The organism is Martinezella sp. CNPSo 3959, from assembly GCF_057784355.1.
On sequence record NZ_JBXSOV010000005.1, the window covers coordinates 240,374 to 257,213 of the forward strand.

General features: G+C 58.6%; 14 protein-coding genes and 1 pseudogene. 7 read left to right on the forward strand and 8 right to left on the reverse strand.

Going from position 1 to position 16,840, the window contains the following annotated elements; all coding sequences use genetic code 11:
* Complete coding sequence (locus AC13RE_RS14890; protein WP_488563487.1) at positions 1 to 1,347, reverse strand: ABC transporter substrate-binding protein; 1,347 nt, start codon at positions 1,345 to 1,347, stop codon at positions 1 to 3.
* Between the two features lie 175 nt (positions 1,348 to 1,522).
* Between AC13RE_RS14890 and AC13RE_RS14895 the strand changes: the two genes are divergently transcribed.
* Positions 1,523 to 2,671 carry a Gfo/Idh/MocA family protein gene (locus AC13RE_RS14895; RefSeq protein ID WP_488563488.1) on the forward strand — a complete coding sequence of 383 codons (1,149 nt, stop codon included), beginning with the start codon at positions 1,523 to 1,525 and terminating at the stop codon, positions 2,669 to 2,671.
* Positions 2,672 to 2,714: 43 nt separating this feature from the next.
* Entirely contained in the window at positions 2,715 to 3,668 is a 954-nt protein-coding gene (locus AC13RE_RS14900; RefSeq protein ID WP_488563528.1) for an alpha/beta hydrolase, read from the forward strand.
* A 19-nt stretch (positions 3,669 to 3,687) separates the two neighbouring features.
* Here the strand turns inward: AC13RE_RS14900 and AC13RE_RS14905 are convergent, their stop codons facing one another.
* From AC13RE_RS14905 to AC13RE_RS14920, 4 genes are all read right to left on the reverse strand, one after another.
* On the reverse strand, positions 3,688 to 4,722 hold the full coding sequence (locus AC13RE_RS14905; protein WP_488563489.1) for a LacI family DNA-binding transcriptional regulator: 1,035 nt from the start codon (positions 4,720 to 4,722) through the stop codon (positions 3,688 to 3,690).
* Between the two features lie 266 nt (positions 4,723 to 4,988).
* Entirely contained in the window at positions 4,989 to 5,756 is a 768-nt protein-coding gene (locus tag AC13RE_RS14910; protein ID WP_488563490.1) for a methyltransferase, read from the reverse strand.
* The gene (locus tag AC13RE_RS14915; RefSeq protein ID WP_488563491.1) at positions 5,743 to 6,003 is read right to left on the reverse strand and encodes a nucleotidyltransferase family protein; all 261 of its coding nucleotides are present in this window, start codon (positions 6,001 to 6,003) and stop codon (positions 5,743 to 5,745) included. Before AC13RE_RS14915 ends, AC13RE_RS14910 begins: the two co-directional genes overlap by 14 nt.
* The gene (locus tag AC13RE_RS14920; protein WP_488563492.1) at positions 5,981 to 6,604 is read right to left on the reverse strand and encodes a TetR/AcrR family transcriptional regulator; all 624 of its coding nucleotides are present in this window, start codon (positions 6,602 to 6,604) and stop codon (positions 5,981 to 5,983) included. Before AC13RE_RS14920 ends, AC13RE_RS14915 begins: the two co-directional genes overlap by 23 nt.
* Before the next feature lie 106 nt (positions 6,605 to 6,710).
* Between AC13RE_RS14920 and AC13RE_RS14925 the strand changes: the two genes are divergently transcribed.
* From AC13RE_RS14925 to AC13RE_RS14940, 4 genes are read left to right on the forward strand one after another with little or no spacing between them, the layout of a single operon-like run.
* The gene (locus AC13RE_RS14925) at positions 6,711 to 7,787 is read left to right on the forward strand and encodes an efflux RND transporter periplasmic adaptor subunit (RefSeq protein WP_112414372.1); all 1,077 of its coding nucleotides are present in this window, start codon (positions 6,711 to 6,713) and stop codon (positions 7,785 to 7,787) included.
* Positions 7,784 to 8,854: an efflux RND transporter periplasmic adaptor subunit gene (locus AC13RE_RS14930; protein ID WP_488563493.1), complete on the forward strand. Its 1,071-nt coding sequence runs from the start codon at positions 7,784 to 7,786 to the stop codon at positions 8,852 to 8,854. The genes AC13RE_RS14925 and AC13RE_RS14930 overlap by 4 nt, the downstream gene beginning before the upstream one ends.
* Before the next feature lie 11 nt (positions 8,855 to 8,865).
* Positions 8,866 to 11,916, forward strand: coding sequence for an efflux RND transporter permease subunit (locus AC13RE_RS14935; protein ID WP_488563494.1), 3,051 nt, complete (start codon positions 8,866 to 8,868; stop codon positions 11,914 to 11,916).
* Positions 11,917 to 11,927: 11 nt separating this feature from the next.
* Positions 11,928 to 13,220: an alpha/beta hydrolase gene (locus tag AC13RE_RS14940; protein WP_488563495.1), complete on the forward strand. Its 1,293-nt coding sequence runs from the start codon at positions 11,928 to 11,930 to the stop codon at positions 13,218 to 13,220.
* A gap of 92 nt (positions 13,221 to 13,312) precedes the next feature.
* Here the strand turns inward: AC13RE_RS14940 and AC13RE_RS14945 are convergent.
* Positions 13,313 to 13,527, reverse strand: a pseudogene (locus AC13RE_RS14945) (hypothetical protein).
* A 12-nt stretch (positions 13,528 to 13,539) separates the two neighbouring features.
* Positions 13,540 to 13,986: a CBS domain-containing protein gene (locus AC13RE_RS14950; RefSeq protein ID WP_488563496.1), complete on the reverse strand. Its 447-nt coding sequence runs from the start codon at positions 13,984 to 13,986 to the stop codon at positions 13,540 to 13,542.
* A 379-nt stretch (positions 13,987 to 14,365) separates the two neighbouring features.
* Between AC13RE_RS14950 and AC13RE_RS14955 the strand changes: the two genes are divergently transcribed.
* Positions 14,366 to 15,718 carry an FAD/NAD(P)-binding protein gene (locus AC13RE_RS14955; RefSeq protein WP_488563497.1) on the forward strand — a complete coding sequence of 451 codons (1,353 nt, stop codon included), beginning with the start codon at positions 14,366 to 14,368 and terminating at the stop codon, positions 15,716 to 15,718.
* A 31-nt stretch (positions 15,719 to 15,749) separates the two neighbouring features.
* Here the strand turns inward: AC13RE_RS14955 and AC13RE_RS14960 are convergent, their stop codons facing one another.
* Positions 15,750 to 16,781, reverse strand: a complete 1,032-nt coding sequence (locus tag AC13RE_RS14960) for an NADP-dependent oxidoreductase (RefSeq protein ID WP_488563498.1) — start codon at positions 16,779 to 16,781, stop codon at positions 15,750 to 15,752.
* Positions 16,782 to 16,840: the final 59 nt, after the last annotated feature.

A 16,840-nucleotide genomic window follows, 5' to 3' on the forward strand; every position in this document is an offset into this window, starting at 1 on the left:
TCAGCCGACGATCTTGTTGATCTGGGTTGCTGCTGCCTGCAGTTCCGCCTTGACGTTGCCGCTGACCAGGGCCTTCGAGATGCTGGACTGCAATGCCAGCGTCACCTTGGCATATTGCGGCGTGATCGGTCGCGGGGTGGCGCCGGTGAAGACGTCCTGGAGGCTCGCCATGAACGGCTGCTCGGCCTTCAGCTTCGCATCCTGGAAGATGGCGGGCCGCGAAGGCGCGAGACCGAAATTGAGAGCAAGCCGGGTCTGGGTTTCGGGTGAAGACATCCAGGTCAGGAATTCGATCGCCGCTTCCCGCTTCTTGGAGTTGGCATTGACGCCCAACTGGTAGCCTCCAAGGCAGGCCGAGCTCTTGCCGCCGGCAAAATGCGGCAATGGCGCGACAGCAACCTTGTCGACGACATGCGAGGCCTTCGGGTCCTGCGCGATCGGATAGACATAGGACCAGTTGCGCATGAACATCGCCTCACCCGAGGTGAACGGCTGGCGAGATGGCTCCTCGTCCCAGGAGAGCACGTTCTGAGGGCTGATCTTCGTCTTGTTGATGGTGTCATACAGGAACTGGATCGCGGCAACGGCGGCATCATCGCCGATGACGGAGGATTTTCCGTCGGCGGAAAGGATGGAGCCGCCATTGGATGCAATGATTTCGACGGCGTCACAGACCAGAACCTCGGCCTGCTTGCCCTGCCAGAGATAACCGAACTTGGCGTCGCCGGCCTTCTGCGCCTCTGCTGCCATCGTTGCCATGTCGGCCCAGGTTTCCGGCACCTTGCCGCCATGCTTTTCCACCAGATCCTTGCGGTAGTAGAACATGCCGGAATCGACGAACCACGGCAGGGCTGTCAGTTTGTCGCCATAGGTGCAGGCCGCCACCGTGCCGGGGAAATAATCGGCGCGCTTGTCCTTCGGGAAATATTCGTCAAGCGGCAGCGCCCAGCCGGCAGAGGCAAAGCCCGCGATCCAGATCACGTCCTGGCTGAAGACGTCGGGCGTTCCGTTGCGGCGAGCGAGTTGCTGAACGAGGCCCTGGTAGACTTCCGTCGACGAGCTCGGCGGCGGCAGCTCGATGAACTTGACGGTGATGCGGCTTTGCGACTCGTTGAATGCCTTGACGAGATCGCCGAGCCCTTCCTTGCCGAAGAAGCTGGCACTGGCAAAGCTGATTTCCGTCCGATCCGCAGCGCGTGCCGGGCGGATGCCGAGGCCTGAGGCAACACCAAGCATTGCCGTACCGATGGCGGCGCCGGCAGCATCCAACAGCAGCTGACGACGATCAAGCATTATCGATTGTCCGGCACTCTTGGCGTGAGCCGGCGTCTTCTTGATATCTGTCATGTTTCCCTCCCAGGAAGACCGGCGACCTCCAAACCTCCGCGCCAGTATTCGCATATGTTTTATAAAAATTTGTCGCGCGTCAAGAAATAAGATGCTTTAAATCGATCCGGGAGTCATCGTTCGGATGAGCCGAAGTGCGGCGAACAGATGCGGTGGATAGGGAGGAATGGGTAATATGGCTGGCAATTCAAAAGCTAAACTCGGCATCGGCGTTATCGGCTGCGGTAACATCTCGATGACATATCTGCGCAATGCGGCGCTGTTTGCGGGCGTCGAATTGCGCGCTTGCGCCGATATATCTGCCGATGCCGCCGCGTTGCGTGCCCGCGAATATGGCATTCGCGCGCTCAGCGTCGACCAATTGCTGGCCGATCCCGAAGTCGACCTTGTCCTCAACCTCACTGTTCCCGCCGTCCATTTCGACGTGACGATGTCGGCCTTGTCGGCCGGCAAGCATGTCTTCACGGAAAAGCCGCTGGCAACGTCGGCAGCCGATGGCCGCATTCTTGTGGCGGAGGCGAAGCGGCGCGGATTGCGGCTGGGGTCAGCGCCCGATACGTTCCTCGGCGCGGCCGGCCGCCGGGCGCGGCGCCTGATGGATGAGGGCGCGATTGGCCGGCCGGTCAGTGGCACTGCCTTCATGATGGGGCGCGGCATGGAGCACTGGCACCCCAATCCGCAATTCTACTATCAACCGGGCGGCGGCCCGGTCTTCGACATGGGGCCTTATTATCTGACGATGATGGTAAACCTGCTTGGCCCGGTCGTGCGGGTCATGGCAATGGCGACGAAAGGCCAGGAAGAGCGCTTGATCACCGCCGACGGCCCGTTCAAGAACACACGCTTCAAGGTCGGCACGCCCACAAACATTCTGTCACTTCTGGAATTCCAATCCGGCGCGACGGTGAATTTCGGTGCCTCCTGGGACGTCTTTCGTCACTCCAATCATCCAATCGAGCTGCACGGCACCGAAGGTTCGCTGCGCTTGCCCGACCCGGACACGTTCGGCGGAACGGTGTCACTGTCCGAGCATGGCGCGGATTGGCGCGATTTCGAAAGCGACGGCGAACTTTACGGCGGGAAAAACTGGCCTTTTGACTCTCCGGACCGGGCAAATTACCGCATGCTCGGCGCCGCAGACCTCGCGCGAGGACTTCAGGAGGGCAGGCCATCGCGCGCATCCGGAGAGCTGGCCCTTCATGTCCTAGAAATCATGGAGGCTATCCTCCAGTCGGGTGAAAGCCGGCAGTCAGTCAATATCGATACGCAATTCACGCCGCCCCGGCGTCTTGACGAAGACGAAGCACGCGGTTTTCTCGCCTGATCGTTGCAGAGGAGGGACAATCCAATGGAAAAGCTGGATGCCAATGGAAAAGCTGGATGAAAGCGCCCGGCGCGTGCTCGCTATGGCCAGCGGATCAAACGATCGGCCATTTGAAACGGGTACACCTCAAGAGGCCCGTATCGACTACAATACCGCTTGCCCAACGCTTCAAGGTGCAAAAGAGGCAGTCGCTTCGGTGGAAGATCGCGGGATTGTCGGCCCGAATGGTCCGATCACCTTGCGCATCTATCGCGGCATCGGCGCGCCTTTGAAGGATGGTCCGGGCCTGATCTATCTTCACGGCGGCGGCTGGGTAATCGGTAATCTCGAATCGCACGACGAAATCTGCCGATGGTTCGCCAATATTGGCAAATGCACCGTGATCTGCCCCGATTACCGGCTGGCGCCGGAACACAAATTTCCCGCCGGCGTGAACGATTGCGCCGCGGCATTGGCATTCGCAGTGCGATTTGCTGCAGATCTCGGCATCGATCCCGCGCGGATCGCCGTCGCCGGCGATAGCGCGGGCGGCAATCTGGCCGCCGTGCTGGCATTGATGTCGCGTCGCGGCGAAGCCGCGCCGATTGCGGCCCAGCTGCTCATCTATCCCAACACCGACGCCACCCAGGTGGCTGATAGCTACTATCGCTATGCCGAGGGCTTCGGCTTGACTGCCGCTACGATGAGATGGTTTCGCGATCATTACGTCCGCACCACAGCCGATATTACCAATTGGAGGGTCTCGCCGCTACGGGCTGAAACCCTCCTCGCCGGGGTGGCGCCGGCCTTCGTCGCAACAGCCGGGCATGACATTCTGGTCGACGAAGGCATGGCCTATGCCAAGCGGCTGCGGGAGGAAGGCGTGCCTATGGTGCATCGTCATTGGCCGGGACAGATCCATGGCTTCGTGTCGATGGGAAGGTACGTGGCGGAGGCCCGGCGCGCCGTGGAGGCAGCCGTGGCAGCCTGGCACAGCTTCGAGGCTAACTCTGGGTAGATGAATGGCAAGCGCGACTTCAGGCCGACTGCCGCATGACAAGCGTTCCATTCAGGCTGAGCTTGTGCGGGATCGTCTGAACCGGTGCACTCGCGTCTCCGAGCAATGTCAGCAGCGTATTGACGCCGCTTGCCGTCATCGCGGCAAAGTCCTGTGCCATCGTCGTCAGCGGCGGGCAGATGTACCGGCTCAAGGGATGGTCATCATGGGCTGCTATGCGCAGATGATCACCCTTTTTACGCCCTACTTTGAGCCCATGCGCGAAGGCCGCCGACATCACACCGAAGGCGAGACGATCATTCGCGCAGAGGATGGTTTTGCGGGGAAGAGATTTTGCCCGGAGCAGGCTGTCCATCTGCTCGTAACCGATCCGCTCGAACTCCCAAGTGTAGTCGGCATTGGTGCTGATCACCAGCGGCTCGCCGCCCGCCGCCTCCATGGTGGCGATATAGCTTGCCAGCCTTTCGGGTGAATTGTGATTGACATGCGGTATATCGAGATAGGCTGGCGCTTCCCCGGACCGGCAGAGATATTCGACGATCGTTGCGACGCTCTGGTAGTTGTCATTGCCGATGAACGGCGTGCTCCCTTCGATATAGGTGTCGAAGTAGACGATCGGCAGGTTCTGCGCGAGTTTTTCAAAGGTGCGTGGGTCGGATTTCTGTCCCAATGGTGCGACAAGCGCACCGGCCACCTTCAACGACAACATCGTATTGACGGCTTCTGCTTCCAGTTCGGGTAATCCATGCGACGAGAACACGATCGGCCAATAACCCTCGTTGCGCAGCCGCAATTCCAGGCGATTGACCATTTCGGCATAAAAGGGATCGGTAAGGGCTGGAACCAGGATGCCGATATTACGGGTTCTCTTGCGATTGAGGTTTCGCGCATACAGATTGGGTTGATAATCCGACGAACGAAGCGCCGCCTCGATCAGCGCTCGAGTTGCCGGTTTCACGCTGGTCGGATCGTCAAAATACTTGGAAAGGGTAGGGCGGGAGACGCCGCAGGATTTCGCGAAGTCCTCCATTGTCTTGTGCGTCAGTTTTTCCATCGAACCTCGGCCATTTCCTGTTACCCATGTCAGACGCCTTATGCGTCTGCAGGGAAGAGAGCGCAACCGGAAACGTAAGGTCCGGGCAAGTTCTTTTGCGTTTCGCGTCGTCGTAAAAGGTAACGCGCGTAAATTTTATTATTTGGCGCGCTAAATTTAGACCGAAGACGAAGAAACGAAACTGCAGCGAGCTGCCGGGCTGCCAGGGAGAGGAGCGACGCGACAACAATGTCGGCGTTTCGCTCTTGATCAACTCAGTGGCAAGCCTACTGAACTTTTCGACCCGTCGCGTGAAACAGCCGGGCTATTCCCCTGTACGGGTCGCGCAGCGAAGCTGCCTGCTCCAGCGCGATGAGTGCGTCAGCCATATTATCGTCAAAGCTGTCCGCATCGAGATGATCTGAGAAGATGCGGATACCCCTCCATTGACAGTCGTCAAAACCACACTGCTTCATGCGATCCACAATTGCTGAAGGATCATCACCGCGCGTGTTGACGCCGAGATTGCCGAGGCTGCTTGCCGCGCCGGTCTCGATCAACTGCCGTGCGAGCGTATAATCTCCTTGGAGTCCTTCGCGAAAACCGTTGGAGAGTGCATTCTTGGTCAGAATACTGAGCAGGCCGCCAGAGCTGACATGGCCTGCTAATGTTTGAATGGCAGCGCCGCTGTCATCCAAATACATCAACACTCCGTGGCAGCAGACTGCATCGAATGTCTGTCCTGGTTCAAAGTTTTCGATAGTGCCGACCTCAAAGTTAAGCCGTTTGCGTGCTTGCTCCGGTAATTGGGCCTTACGCAAATTTGCTCGACGCAGCATTTCGGCCGATGCATCGACACCCAGCACATTGAAACCTGCTTCGCATAGGCGCACGGATATTTCACCGTCACCACATCCCATATCCAGAACGGCTCCTCCAGCAGTTGTTAGTCCGGCTACGACTTGGAACACCAGTTCATGTCGTATTCTGCCGCGTATCCCGTCCGAATATCTCTGGTAGGCGTCTCCGACATTTCCGAAATCATTCAGCGGCATATCGTCCTCCATGTTTCAGCCAATAAGGCTTTAATCGTCTCAGCCTAACCACCGTAAGTTTTGGCCATACACTGATCCATAGGTTAGCTTTCGGCGCATATATCTCACGAGTGATCTGCTTTTTGCTCGGACGAACAATTCCGCGAAGCAGATCGGAGAGCCCAAAGGGCCCATTGAGTTTCAAGACGCACCATGGCTGCAAGACCAGGAAGAGCGTTGGCCGTTCAACGCCGCTCAAGCAGCCCATGCAGGACGAGATCGATATGCGCCTTCACATAGCTTGCCTTGTCCAGGGCCCGCCGCTCGTCGAAAAGCAGTTTGAAGAATAGAAAGGCGATGGCCGGCGCGACGACCGCATCACAGAATGCCGCCGGTGCCTGACGGAATTCCCCAAGCCTTACCCCTTCGTCGATAAGGGACTGCATCTGCCGTTCGAGTGGATCGATAAATATGTCGTGGTGCCTGTCGACGATCTGCGGGAACCGCGTGCCCTCGGCGATCACGAACCTCATCAATTCCCGCAATTTACGGTCCCTGATGATAAGATCGTAGATGAGGTCGATATTTTGCTGAAGCCGCTCAGTGGCGGTCCCTTTCAGTTCATTCGCGCTTGCCAACAGGTTTTCGAGGGGTTCCGAAATGTGCCGGATCATCGCTTCGAAAAGCTGTTCCTTGTTTTCGAAGTAAACATAGACGGTTCCCTTCGTAACGCCGACCCTACTGGCGATATCTTCAACGCGTGTTGCGACATAGCCGCGCTCCACGAACTCCTCAAACGCGGCATCCAGGATTTGTACGGGGCGGCGAGCCTTCTGCTCCGCGCGCGTCAGCTTCTTTAGATCGGTCATCGCCGCACCTTGAGCGTTATTGACGGTTTGACGTCAAGATAAATTCTATTGACTAATGGGTCAGTCAATAATATTGCTCCCGCCGACGGATGCAAGAGGTCAGATCATGAAAACTATCCTTGTCATCGCATGGCTGGGTGCGAGCGCGGTCGCGCTCTCCTCATGCGAAAAGCAGGCTGAAAGTGAAACAAAGCCGAAGAACGTGGAAACCGTCGTCGCCAAGCTCACGCCGGTCGTGGAAAACAGCGCCATCACCGGCGAAATCAGCGCACGCGTGGAAAGCGACCTTTCCTTCAGGGTCAGTGGGCGCATCGTCGAACGCTTCGTCGATGTCGGCTCGTCAGTGAAGGCCGGGCAGGTGCTTGCACGGATGGACGCCGAGGAGCAGAAGGCCGACCTGGATGTTGCCACCGCCAACTTGCAATCGACGCTAGCCCAGCAAACGCAGGCTCAGCTTGCCTTTGATCGGCAGCAGAACCTCTTCAGAACGCAGGTTACGACCCGCGCCGCACTTGATCAGGCACAGGAAACGCTGCTGACCGCCCAGGGAAGCGTGAAATCGGCACAAGCGCAGCTCGACACGGCTCAGGATGCGCTTTCCTATACGGAATTGCGCGCGGATGCCGATGGCGTCATCACGGCCAGGAATGCCGAAGTCGGGCAGGTGGCGCAAGCCGCACAGCTGATCTTTACGCTCGCTCATGACGGTCCCCGCGACGCGGTCTTCAACGTTTTCGAGTCCCTTTATCTGGGCCGCAATCTGGAGAACAAGGTCGCCGTCAGTCTCCTTTCGGCGCCGTCGCATAAGGTTGAGGCTTCCGTACGCGAAATCTCCCCCACGATCGATGCGTCGACCGGAACGATCAGGGTCAAGGTGGGGCTCGAAGGCGCGCCCGAAATGCAGCTTGGCGCTCCGGTAATCGGCTTGTTCCGGTCAACCGCTCGGGACGCAATCGAATTGCCATGGTCGGCAATGGCCTCGAAAAGCGGAAAACCGGCCGTCTGGGTCGTCGATCCCTCTTCGTCAAGCGTGTCGCTGCGCCAGATCGATGTTTCCAGCTACGAAACTGGCCGTTTCGCAGTACGGACAGGCGTGTCGCCGGGCGAGATCGTCGTCGCCGACGGCGCGAAATTCCTGCGACCGGGCCAGACCGTTGCGTATGACAAGGGAGCCGCAAAATGAACATCCGAGCCACAAGCGGCCTTGCGATCCTCGCGTTGCTGCTCCTGACGTCCTGCCAGAAGCCGGATGAAGCCCATTACGAGCCGCCGCGCCCCGTACTTTCCGTCGTCGCCCAGTCCACCGCTGCCTCCGCCCTGACCCTTCCGGGGACGGTCGAGGCCAGAATCGAGACCCAGCTTGCATTTCGGGTCCTGGGACGGGTCATCGCACGCAAGGTCAGCGTCGGCGATATCGTCAAGAAGGGCGACATCGTTGCCGCCATCGATCCGCTGTCGCTGGAACTTGCGGTCAAAAGTTCGCAGTCCGAGCTTTCGAATGCCCAGGCGCAGTTGGTCAATGCTGCATCTACCGAGGAGCGCCAGCGATCCCTCCTCGAGAGCAGATCGGGAAGTGAAGCGGCGTTTGAAGAAGCGCAGCTTGGGCGCAAGAGTGCGAGTGCTTCGGTTGCCAAGGCGCAGGCCAATCTGGACAAGGCGGAGGAACAGCTGGGCTATGCGCAGCTTCGTGCGGAATTCGATGGCGTCGTGACAGCGACTTCGGCCGAAGTGGGGCAGGTCGTCTCCGCAGGGCAAAGCATCGTCACCGTCGCCCGTCCCGACCAGCGCGATGTCATCATCGACATACCGGTGGCAAGCTTCGACGGCCTCAAAGTGGGATCACCCTTTGAGATCGCCCTCCAGCTCGATCCGACCATTCGCGCAAGCGGCACCGTGAGAGAGATCGCCCCGGAAGCCGAGGCGACCACCCGCACGCGGCGCACGAAAATCACGCTCATCGATCCGCCGGCGACGTTTCGCCTCGGCTCCGTCGTCACTGCGACCGCGACTGTCGTTGCAGATCCAACGATTCTGCTGCCGTCGTCCTCCGTCCTGATGAAGGATGGAAAGCCGAACGTCTGGGTGGTCGATACCGCAACTCGCAAGGTCTCCATTCGACCGATCAAGATCGACGGCGATCTCGTCGAGGGCGGCTCCGTGAAGATCACCGAAGGCATCAACCCCGGCGAACGCATCGTTATTGCCGGCGTTCACAAGCTTGCCGACGGCCAGGCCGTCAAAGTAGATTAAGGAAAATCCCCGTGAAGAAATTCAACCTGTCCGACTGGGCGCTCGAACATCGTTCGCTCGTCTGGTATTTCATGATTGTCTTCATTCTGGCCGGCGCGTTTTCCTATATTGGTCTCGGCCGCGAAGAAGACCCCGACTTTACCATCAAGACCATGATCATTCAGGCGCAATGGCCTGGTGCGTCAGCCGAGGAGGTGACCAAACAGGTCACCGACCGTATCGAAAAGAAGCTCGAGGAGCTGGATTCGCTCGATTATACCAAGAGCGAGACGGTTGCCGGCAAGACGACCATTTTCGTCGAGCTCCTGCCAACGACCAAAGCCAGGGATGTCAACGCCATCTGGACGCGGGTCCGCAACATGATCGGCGATATCAAGGGGGATTTTCCGAGCGGTGTTGTCGGACCGTTTTTCAACGACACCTTCGGTGACGTCTATGGCAATATCTACGCTTTTACCAGCGATGGACTGACACAGCGACAGCTTCGTGACCTCGTCGAGACTGCGCGCGCAAAGGTGCTGACGGTCGCAAATGTCGGCAAGGTCGACATCATCGGTGCGCAGGACGAGGCCATCTATCTCGAATTTTCTACACGAAAAATCGCAGCCCTCGGACTTAACCAACAGTCCGTCATCGACACCCTGCAGGCGCAGAATGCCGTCACCCAGTCCGGTTTCGTCGATGCCGGTCCCGAGCGCATCGCCTTGCGGGTCAGCGGCCAGTTCACGTCAGAGGAAAGCCTCAGATCGATCAATCTTCGCGTCAACGACCGGTTCTTCCCGTTGACCGATGTCGCGACGATCAAGCGCGGCTATGTCGATCCCCCCTCGGCGCTGTTCAGATATAACGGCCAGCCGGCGATCGGGCTTGCCATCGGCATGAAGACTGGGGCGAATCTCCTTGAATTCGGCAAGGCGCTCGACAAGGAGATCGAGCAGGTCACGGCCGATCTTCCCATCGGCGTGGACGTCCAGCGCGTTTCCGATCAGCCCGCCGTCGTCGACGAGGCCGTGTCGGGCTTCACACGCGCGCTGTTCGAGGCGATCGTCATCGTGCTTGCGATCAGCTTCATCAGCCTCGGCGTCCGGGCAGGGCTCGTGGTGGCCATCTCCATTCCGCTCGTGCTCGCGATCACCTTCCTCGTGATGGCATATACCGGCATTTCCATGCAGCGTATTTCGCTTGGAGCGCTGATCATCGCCCTTGGCCTTCTCGTCGATGACGCCATGATCGCGGTGGAAATGATGGTTGCCCGACTGGAAGTGGGCGATGATCTGAGAAAGGCGGCGACATACGTCTATACCTCGACCGCCTTCCCGATGCTGACCGGTACGCTCGTGACCGTCGCAGGCTTCATCCCGGTCGGCCTCAATACCAGCGCCGCCGGTGAATTCACCTTCACCCTCTTCGTGGTCATTGCCGTTTCGCTCCTGGTTTCATGGATCGTTGCAGTCCTGTTTACGCCGTTGCTCGGTGTTTCGATCCTGCCGAAAACCATGAAATCCCATCATGAGCAGAAAGGCCGTTTTACACGAGCCTTTGCATGGCTCTTGCGCGTGGCTCTGCGCTGGCGCTGGATTACGATCGCCGCAACGGTTGCAGCCTTCGCTCTTTCCATCGGCGGGATGAGCCTTGTGCAGCAGCAGTTTTTCCCGTCCTCCGACAGACCGGAACTGATCGTCGACTGGAACCTGCCGCAGAACAGCTCGATTTCGGAGACGAACAAGCAGATGGCTAGGTTCGAACGCGAGATGCTGGCCAACAACAAGGATATCGATCACTGGACGAGTTATGTCGGCCAAGGCGCTCCTCGTTTCATCCTGTCCTTTGACGTGCAGACGCCCGATGTCTCGTTCGGTCAGACCGTGATCGTCACCAAGGGGCTCGACGTTCGTGACAAGGTCAAAGCCGAACTGCAGGATTATCTGACGAAGACCTTCCCAGGAACCGATGCATTCGTGAAGCTGCTCGACATCGGCCCCCCGGTCGGCAAGCCGGTGCAGTACCGGATCAGCGGGCCGGATATCCAGAAGGTCAGGGATATCTCTCAGAAATTCGCCGGTATCGTCGGTCAGCATCCTCTATTGTCCAACATGACCTTCGACTGGAACGAGCCTTCACGCGTGGTCAAGGTCGATGTCCTTCAGGACAAGGCACGGCAGCTGGGAGTCTCCTCGCAGGATATTGCAACGGCACTGAACAGTATTGTCGAGGGGTCGTCGGCCACGCAGATCCGGGATGACATCTATCTCGTCGACGTGATCGGCCGCGCCCAGACCTCCGAGCGAGGTTCGATCGAGACGCTGCAGAACCTCCAGCTTGGCGGTTCCAATGGCAAATCCGTACCGTTGTCCGCGGTTGCGAATTTCCACTACGAGCTGGAGCAGCCAACGATTTGGCGGCGCACCCGCATACCGACCATCACCATCAAGGCTGCCGTGGTCGGACCGACGCAGCCGGCGACGATCGTCAACGAATTGCAGCCGAAGGTCGACGAGTTCCGCAAGACACTCCCAAGCGGCTACCACATCGTCGATGGCGGCTCGGTCGAGGAGAGCGCCAAAGCGCAGGGGCCGATCGTGGCGGTAGCGCCGCTGATGCTGTTCATCATGGCGACGATCCTGATGATTCAGCTGCAAAGCTTCAGCAGGCTGTTTCTGGTGTTCGCTGTTGCTCCCACAGCGCTTATCGGTGTGGTTGCAGCACTTCTCTTCAGCAACGCGCCCATGGGATTCGTCGCAATCCTTGGCATACTTGCTCTCATAGGTATCTTGATCCGCAACTCGGTGATCCTTGTCGTGCAGATCGAGCACCTTCGAAGCGAGGGTGTGCCGGCCTGGCAAGCGGTTATCGAGGCGACGGAGCATCGAATGCGGCCCATCATGCTGACGGCGGCGGCCGCAACGCTCGCGCTGATCCCAATCTCCAGGGAGATATTCTGGGGCCCCATGGCCTATGCGATGATGGGCGGCATCGTCGTCGGTACGGTTCTGACGCTGCTCTTCCTCCCGGCACTCTATGTTGCCTGGTTCCGAATTCCCCGCGACGACGCGCAACACTGAAGGGGCGTCCGATGCAGAAGGTTGGACGAAGGGACTTTGCCGGCAGCGTTCGTCCCGTTGCCTGCGCACAGCGCAGCTTGACCTCATTTGCTTTCAAGCGGTCTGGTCTTTCCGTTCTGATCTCCCTGTCGGTCCTGGCAGGCTGCGCGGGGCGGCTGGAGAATGTTCTCCAGCCAGTCGCAACGGCGCGACCAGGCACCCGCACCGTGGACATGCTGGTGGCGACGACACGCCAGCCGACCGACAAACCAGGCGAGCTTTATTCCGGCGAACGTGGAACGGCGATTTCTCTCAACGATATCGTCGTTTCCATTCCTCCCGATCGAAATCGCAAGATCGGCGAAGTGCAATGGCCATCGCATGTACCGGCCAATCCCGAAAAGGAGTTTGCTGTCCTCAAGGTCGGAAAGGTGGCATCGGAGCGCAACATTTTCGAGTGGTTTGGCAAGAACCGCAATGCCAAGCGGCAGGTCGTCATCTTCGTGCACGGCTTCAACAATACCTATGCCGACGCCGTCTTCCGCTTCGCGCAGATCATGCATGATTCCGGAACGGATGCCGCACCGATCCTCTTCACCTGGCCCTCGCGCGGCAACGTGTTCGACTATCTCTACGACAAGGAAAGCACGAATTTCTCGCGACGGGCGCTGGAAGACATGATCCTGCAGGCTGCCAAAAGCCCCGATGTCGGCGAGGTGACGATCCTTGCCCACTCCATGGGATCATGGTTGACGGCGGAAGCGTTGCGCGGCGTTGCCATGCGCAACAAGACAATTCCGTCAAAGGTGAAGAATGTCATCCTCGCATCGCCTGACATCGATATCGACGTATTCCGCCGCCAGATGATCGAGATGGGCGTGCAGCATCCGCACTTCACGATCTTTTCCTCAACCAAGGACAAGGCATTACAGGTTTCGCAATGGCTCTCCGGTGGTGTCAATCGGGTCGGCAGCTTCGATTCGACACCCTATGCGGCAGACTTGGCCAAGCTCGGGATCACGGTCGTCGATACGAGCGCCGTAAAGCCCGACGACGCGCTGGGCCACAATACCTTTGCGGACAATCGCGACATGGTCCAGCTGCTAGGGCGGCGGCTGGCGGGGCAATCGTTGGACACCGGACAGGTTTCGCTTGCGGATAGAGTGGGCATGGCGGCCGTGCGCACCGCAGATCTGGCGGGCTCGGCGGCGAAAGTCGCGGTCGCAGCTCCCATGTCGATCATCAGCGATGATGCGAGACAGGTGTTGAAACAGCAACTTTCCTCAGGATCATCACCGATCGTCGATGGGCGAATTTCCTACTGAACGGGCAAGGCTCTCGAACGTCAGGCAACGACGCGAATCGCACTGCGTTCGCAAGAGCTTCGGCCCGGTTGGACAGGGCGAACTTTTTCCGTCTATTCCTGATGGAGGAATACCAGCTTGTTCTCGTCGAAGATCCGGAAGAATTCGTCCCAGCCGATTTCCTCCAGGTTTTTCTTAGGCTCTCCGAAATCGATCCGCAAAAGGCCGCCATCGCCCCGGCGTTCTTCACGCGGGATGGGTGTCCGCCTCTTGAGTCCACCCATTGGCGGATCAGCTTGTGATCCGTCGTTGTTTTTAATGCAGACATCGCGTCACTCCTTCACTCATTGCCGGTTCGCCTTTGCGAATGCGCTCCTCCGCGCCTGGATATTTCGGCAAGCGCAAGGCCGGCAGATCCGTCCTCCATGGAAACGGCAATGTCGCCAAGTGAGAGTATGCCGACCAGCCGCTTGTCCCGATTGAGAACGGGTAGCCGCCGCAACTGAATATCGCCCAGGTTCATCATCACATCGTCGACGTCATCGTCCTCGAAGCAATATTTGACTTCTGCCGACATCACGTCGCCGATCCTGGTCTCCGGTCCTTTCCCTTGCGCGACTGCGCGTACCGCAATGTCGCGGTCCGTGATCATGCCCACGAGCCTGTCATGCTCGCCGACGGGGATAATGCCGGCATCGAGATCGGCCATCATGGTCGCAGCTTCGCGAATGGAATGGTTGGGATTTGCGACGCGCACGTCACGTGTCATTGCTGCGTTCACTTGCATGTCTCTATCCTCCTTGAAAGAAAGACCCCAACTCATGTCGGCACCCAGAGTTCCTTCATTGGAACAATAAGCGGCTAAGAAAATACGCTGCCGGCCGCCGGGGGAAGCTGCCTGCAGGACGAAGAAGTTCATTTGCCCATTCAAGGGAAGGCGGCGGAAACCTATTCTTTTAATCCACGAAATTTATAGATAATGTCTTGCACATTGAGAAAGCGGGCCAAGCGTGCGGCCGTGTCATGAGCGGAAGAAGGTAGGGCGACATTCGATATCTCCCCGGCAAGCCATCGTCGCATGTTGGATCGAAATCCATCCGCCCTAAATCAGATGAAAGGAAGTTATTGGCAATTCCCGCAGCGCCCGAAAGTGAAGAAGGCAAGCCATGATCTATCATGCCGTTGTCGTGGGTTCCGGCTTTTCGGCCATCTCCACCGTCTGTAACCTCGTGGAACTGCTTCCCGAAACCGCATCCATCGCCATTGTCGGAGACGATCCCGGATTTGGCCGCGGAACCGCCTATCGCACCGAGCTCTATCTGCACCGTTTGAACGTGCCGGCCGGCCGCATGAGCCTTTTTCCGGACCGTCCGAATGCTTTTGTCGAATGGCTGCGGGAGCATAAGCGACCGCTGGATGCGGGAGATTTCGCCTCTAGGCAGGACTATGGCCTGTATATTCGAGACAGTTTGGCTGCTCTGCTGCGCAACAGAAAACGGCGTTGCCGGGTTGATTTCATCAAGGCCAAGGCGACCGGATGCGTTGAGCGATACGGCTCCGCGCTCGGTTTTATTTTGGACAACGGCAATGAGATCGCCGGGCGAAGCGTCGTGCTTTGTCTGGGAGTGGGGAATGCCCAACTGCCCTTCGATTTGACCGGATTGCCCGCCGGCCTGCGCTCCCACATCATCGAAAATCCATGGCGACTGTCATGGCTGAGGCGCGTGGATGCGACCGATACGGTCTGTATCCTGGGTTCGGGATTGACGATGATCGATCAGGTCTTGGCACTGTCTGCCCACGGTTTCACCGGCAAGATAATCGTGTTGTCGCGGCGGGGTCTCGTTCCGCACGATCACGTCAGTCATCCGAAGCCGGCGGTCGAGATCGACGTTGGAGCCTTGCCCACGAGGATGAGTGAACTCTTGCATGTTCTCCGTCGCGAAAGCAAAGATGCGGGGGACTGGCGCAGAGTCATGGATGGCTTGCGCCCGAAAACGCAAGCTCTCTGGTCGAGATTGCCGGAGGCCGAGCGCCGCCGCTTTTTACGCCATGCGTTGCCATGGTGGAACATTCATCGTCATCGGGTTGCGCCGGATGTGTTCCGGAGATTTGAGACGATGCTGCAAAGCGGCCAGGTTTCGGTCCGCGCCGGCTACCTACAGAATGTCGAGAAAATCAAGTCTTTGACCGTACATTACCGGCCGCGCGGCGAGAGCTTTACCGCATCGATTGAGGCGGATTGGATCGTGAATTGCACCGGCATGGAGCGGGCAGGCATCGCCCATTCCCCATTGCTGCAGGAGATGCAGCGCCAAGGCCTGATCGAGGCAGACCCGCTTCGTCTCGGACTGGTGGTCGATGAGCGCTCACGCATCCCTGGTTCGAGCGGCAGCGAAGCGGTCATCTATGCCGTCGGCGCGCTGACTGCGGGCCAATTCTGGGAAATTACCGCCGTGCCTGATATTCGCGTGCAGGCAAGAAAGGTCGCCGAGGCCATTTCGGAGAGATTGCGATGAAGGACCGATATGCGCCACTGACGGCTGGCGGTCAGCTCTGTGCGACACGCACGACCAGTTTACCGAAGTTCCGTCCTTCTAGCAGGCCAAGGAAAGCTTCCGGAGCGTTTTCGAGCCCATCCACGATATCCTCCTTATATTTCAGCTGCCCTTCGGATATCCATTTTCCAGCTTCGCGATAGAAATCGGGGCGCTGATCGGCGAATTCGCGCTGTATGAAACCCCGGATGGTCAGGCTCTTTCTCAGGATGGCGCGCATCACCGCGGGGAGTTGGTCCGATCCGCGCGAAGTGGACGGGTCTTCGTTATAATGTGCGATCAGTCCGCAGACCGGCACGCGCGCGAAATCGTTCAGTAGCGGAAACACGGCATTCCAGACGTGCCCGCCGACATTTTCGAAATAAATGTCGATGCCGTTCGGACAAGCCGATGTAAGCTGGGCTTGAAAATCGTCCGCACGGTGATCGATCGCGGCATCGAAACCAAGCTCGTCGTGGATATAGCGGCATTTGTCCGGCCCGCCTGCGATGCCGACCACCCTTGCACCAAAGATCTTGCCGATCTGCCCGACGGCCGAACCGACCGCGCCGCTTGCAGCGGCAACGACCAATGTCTCTCCGGCTTTGGGTCGTGCGATATTGCGCAGCCCCGCATAAGCGGTGAAGCCCGGCATTCCCAGAATGCCGAGTGCCGTCGAGATCGGCGCCGCATTCGGGTCCAGCTTGCGCAATCCCGCGCCGTTTGAGATCGCATGGCTCTGCCAGCCGGAATGGGAGAGGACGATGTCTCCCGGCGTGAACTCCGTATTGCGTGATTTGACCACGCGCCCAACGGTTCCACCTTCCATCACGCCGCCAATTTCGACCGGCGCGGCATAGGATTTCGCGTCGTCCATGCGACCTCGCATATAGGGGTCGAGAGAAAGATAAAGGATCTGCAGAAGAACCTCGCCTTCGTCGAGATCCCGCAAGGTTTCCCGTTCAAGCCGGAAGTTTGCCGCCACCGGTTTTCCAACGGGACGGGAGGCAAGCACGATACGGGTGGTGACGGGCTGATTGGCCATGTGGAGTTCCTTGCATTGATTTCGATATCGAAGCGCTGAACGATCGCAATGCCGGATAC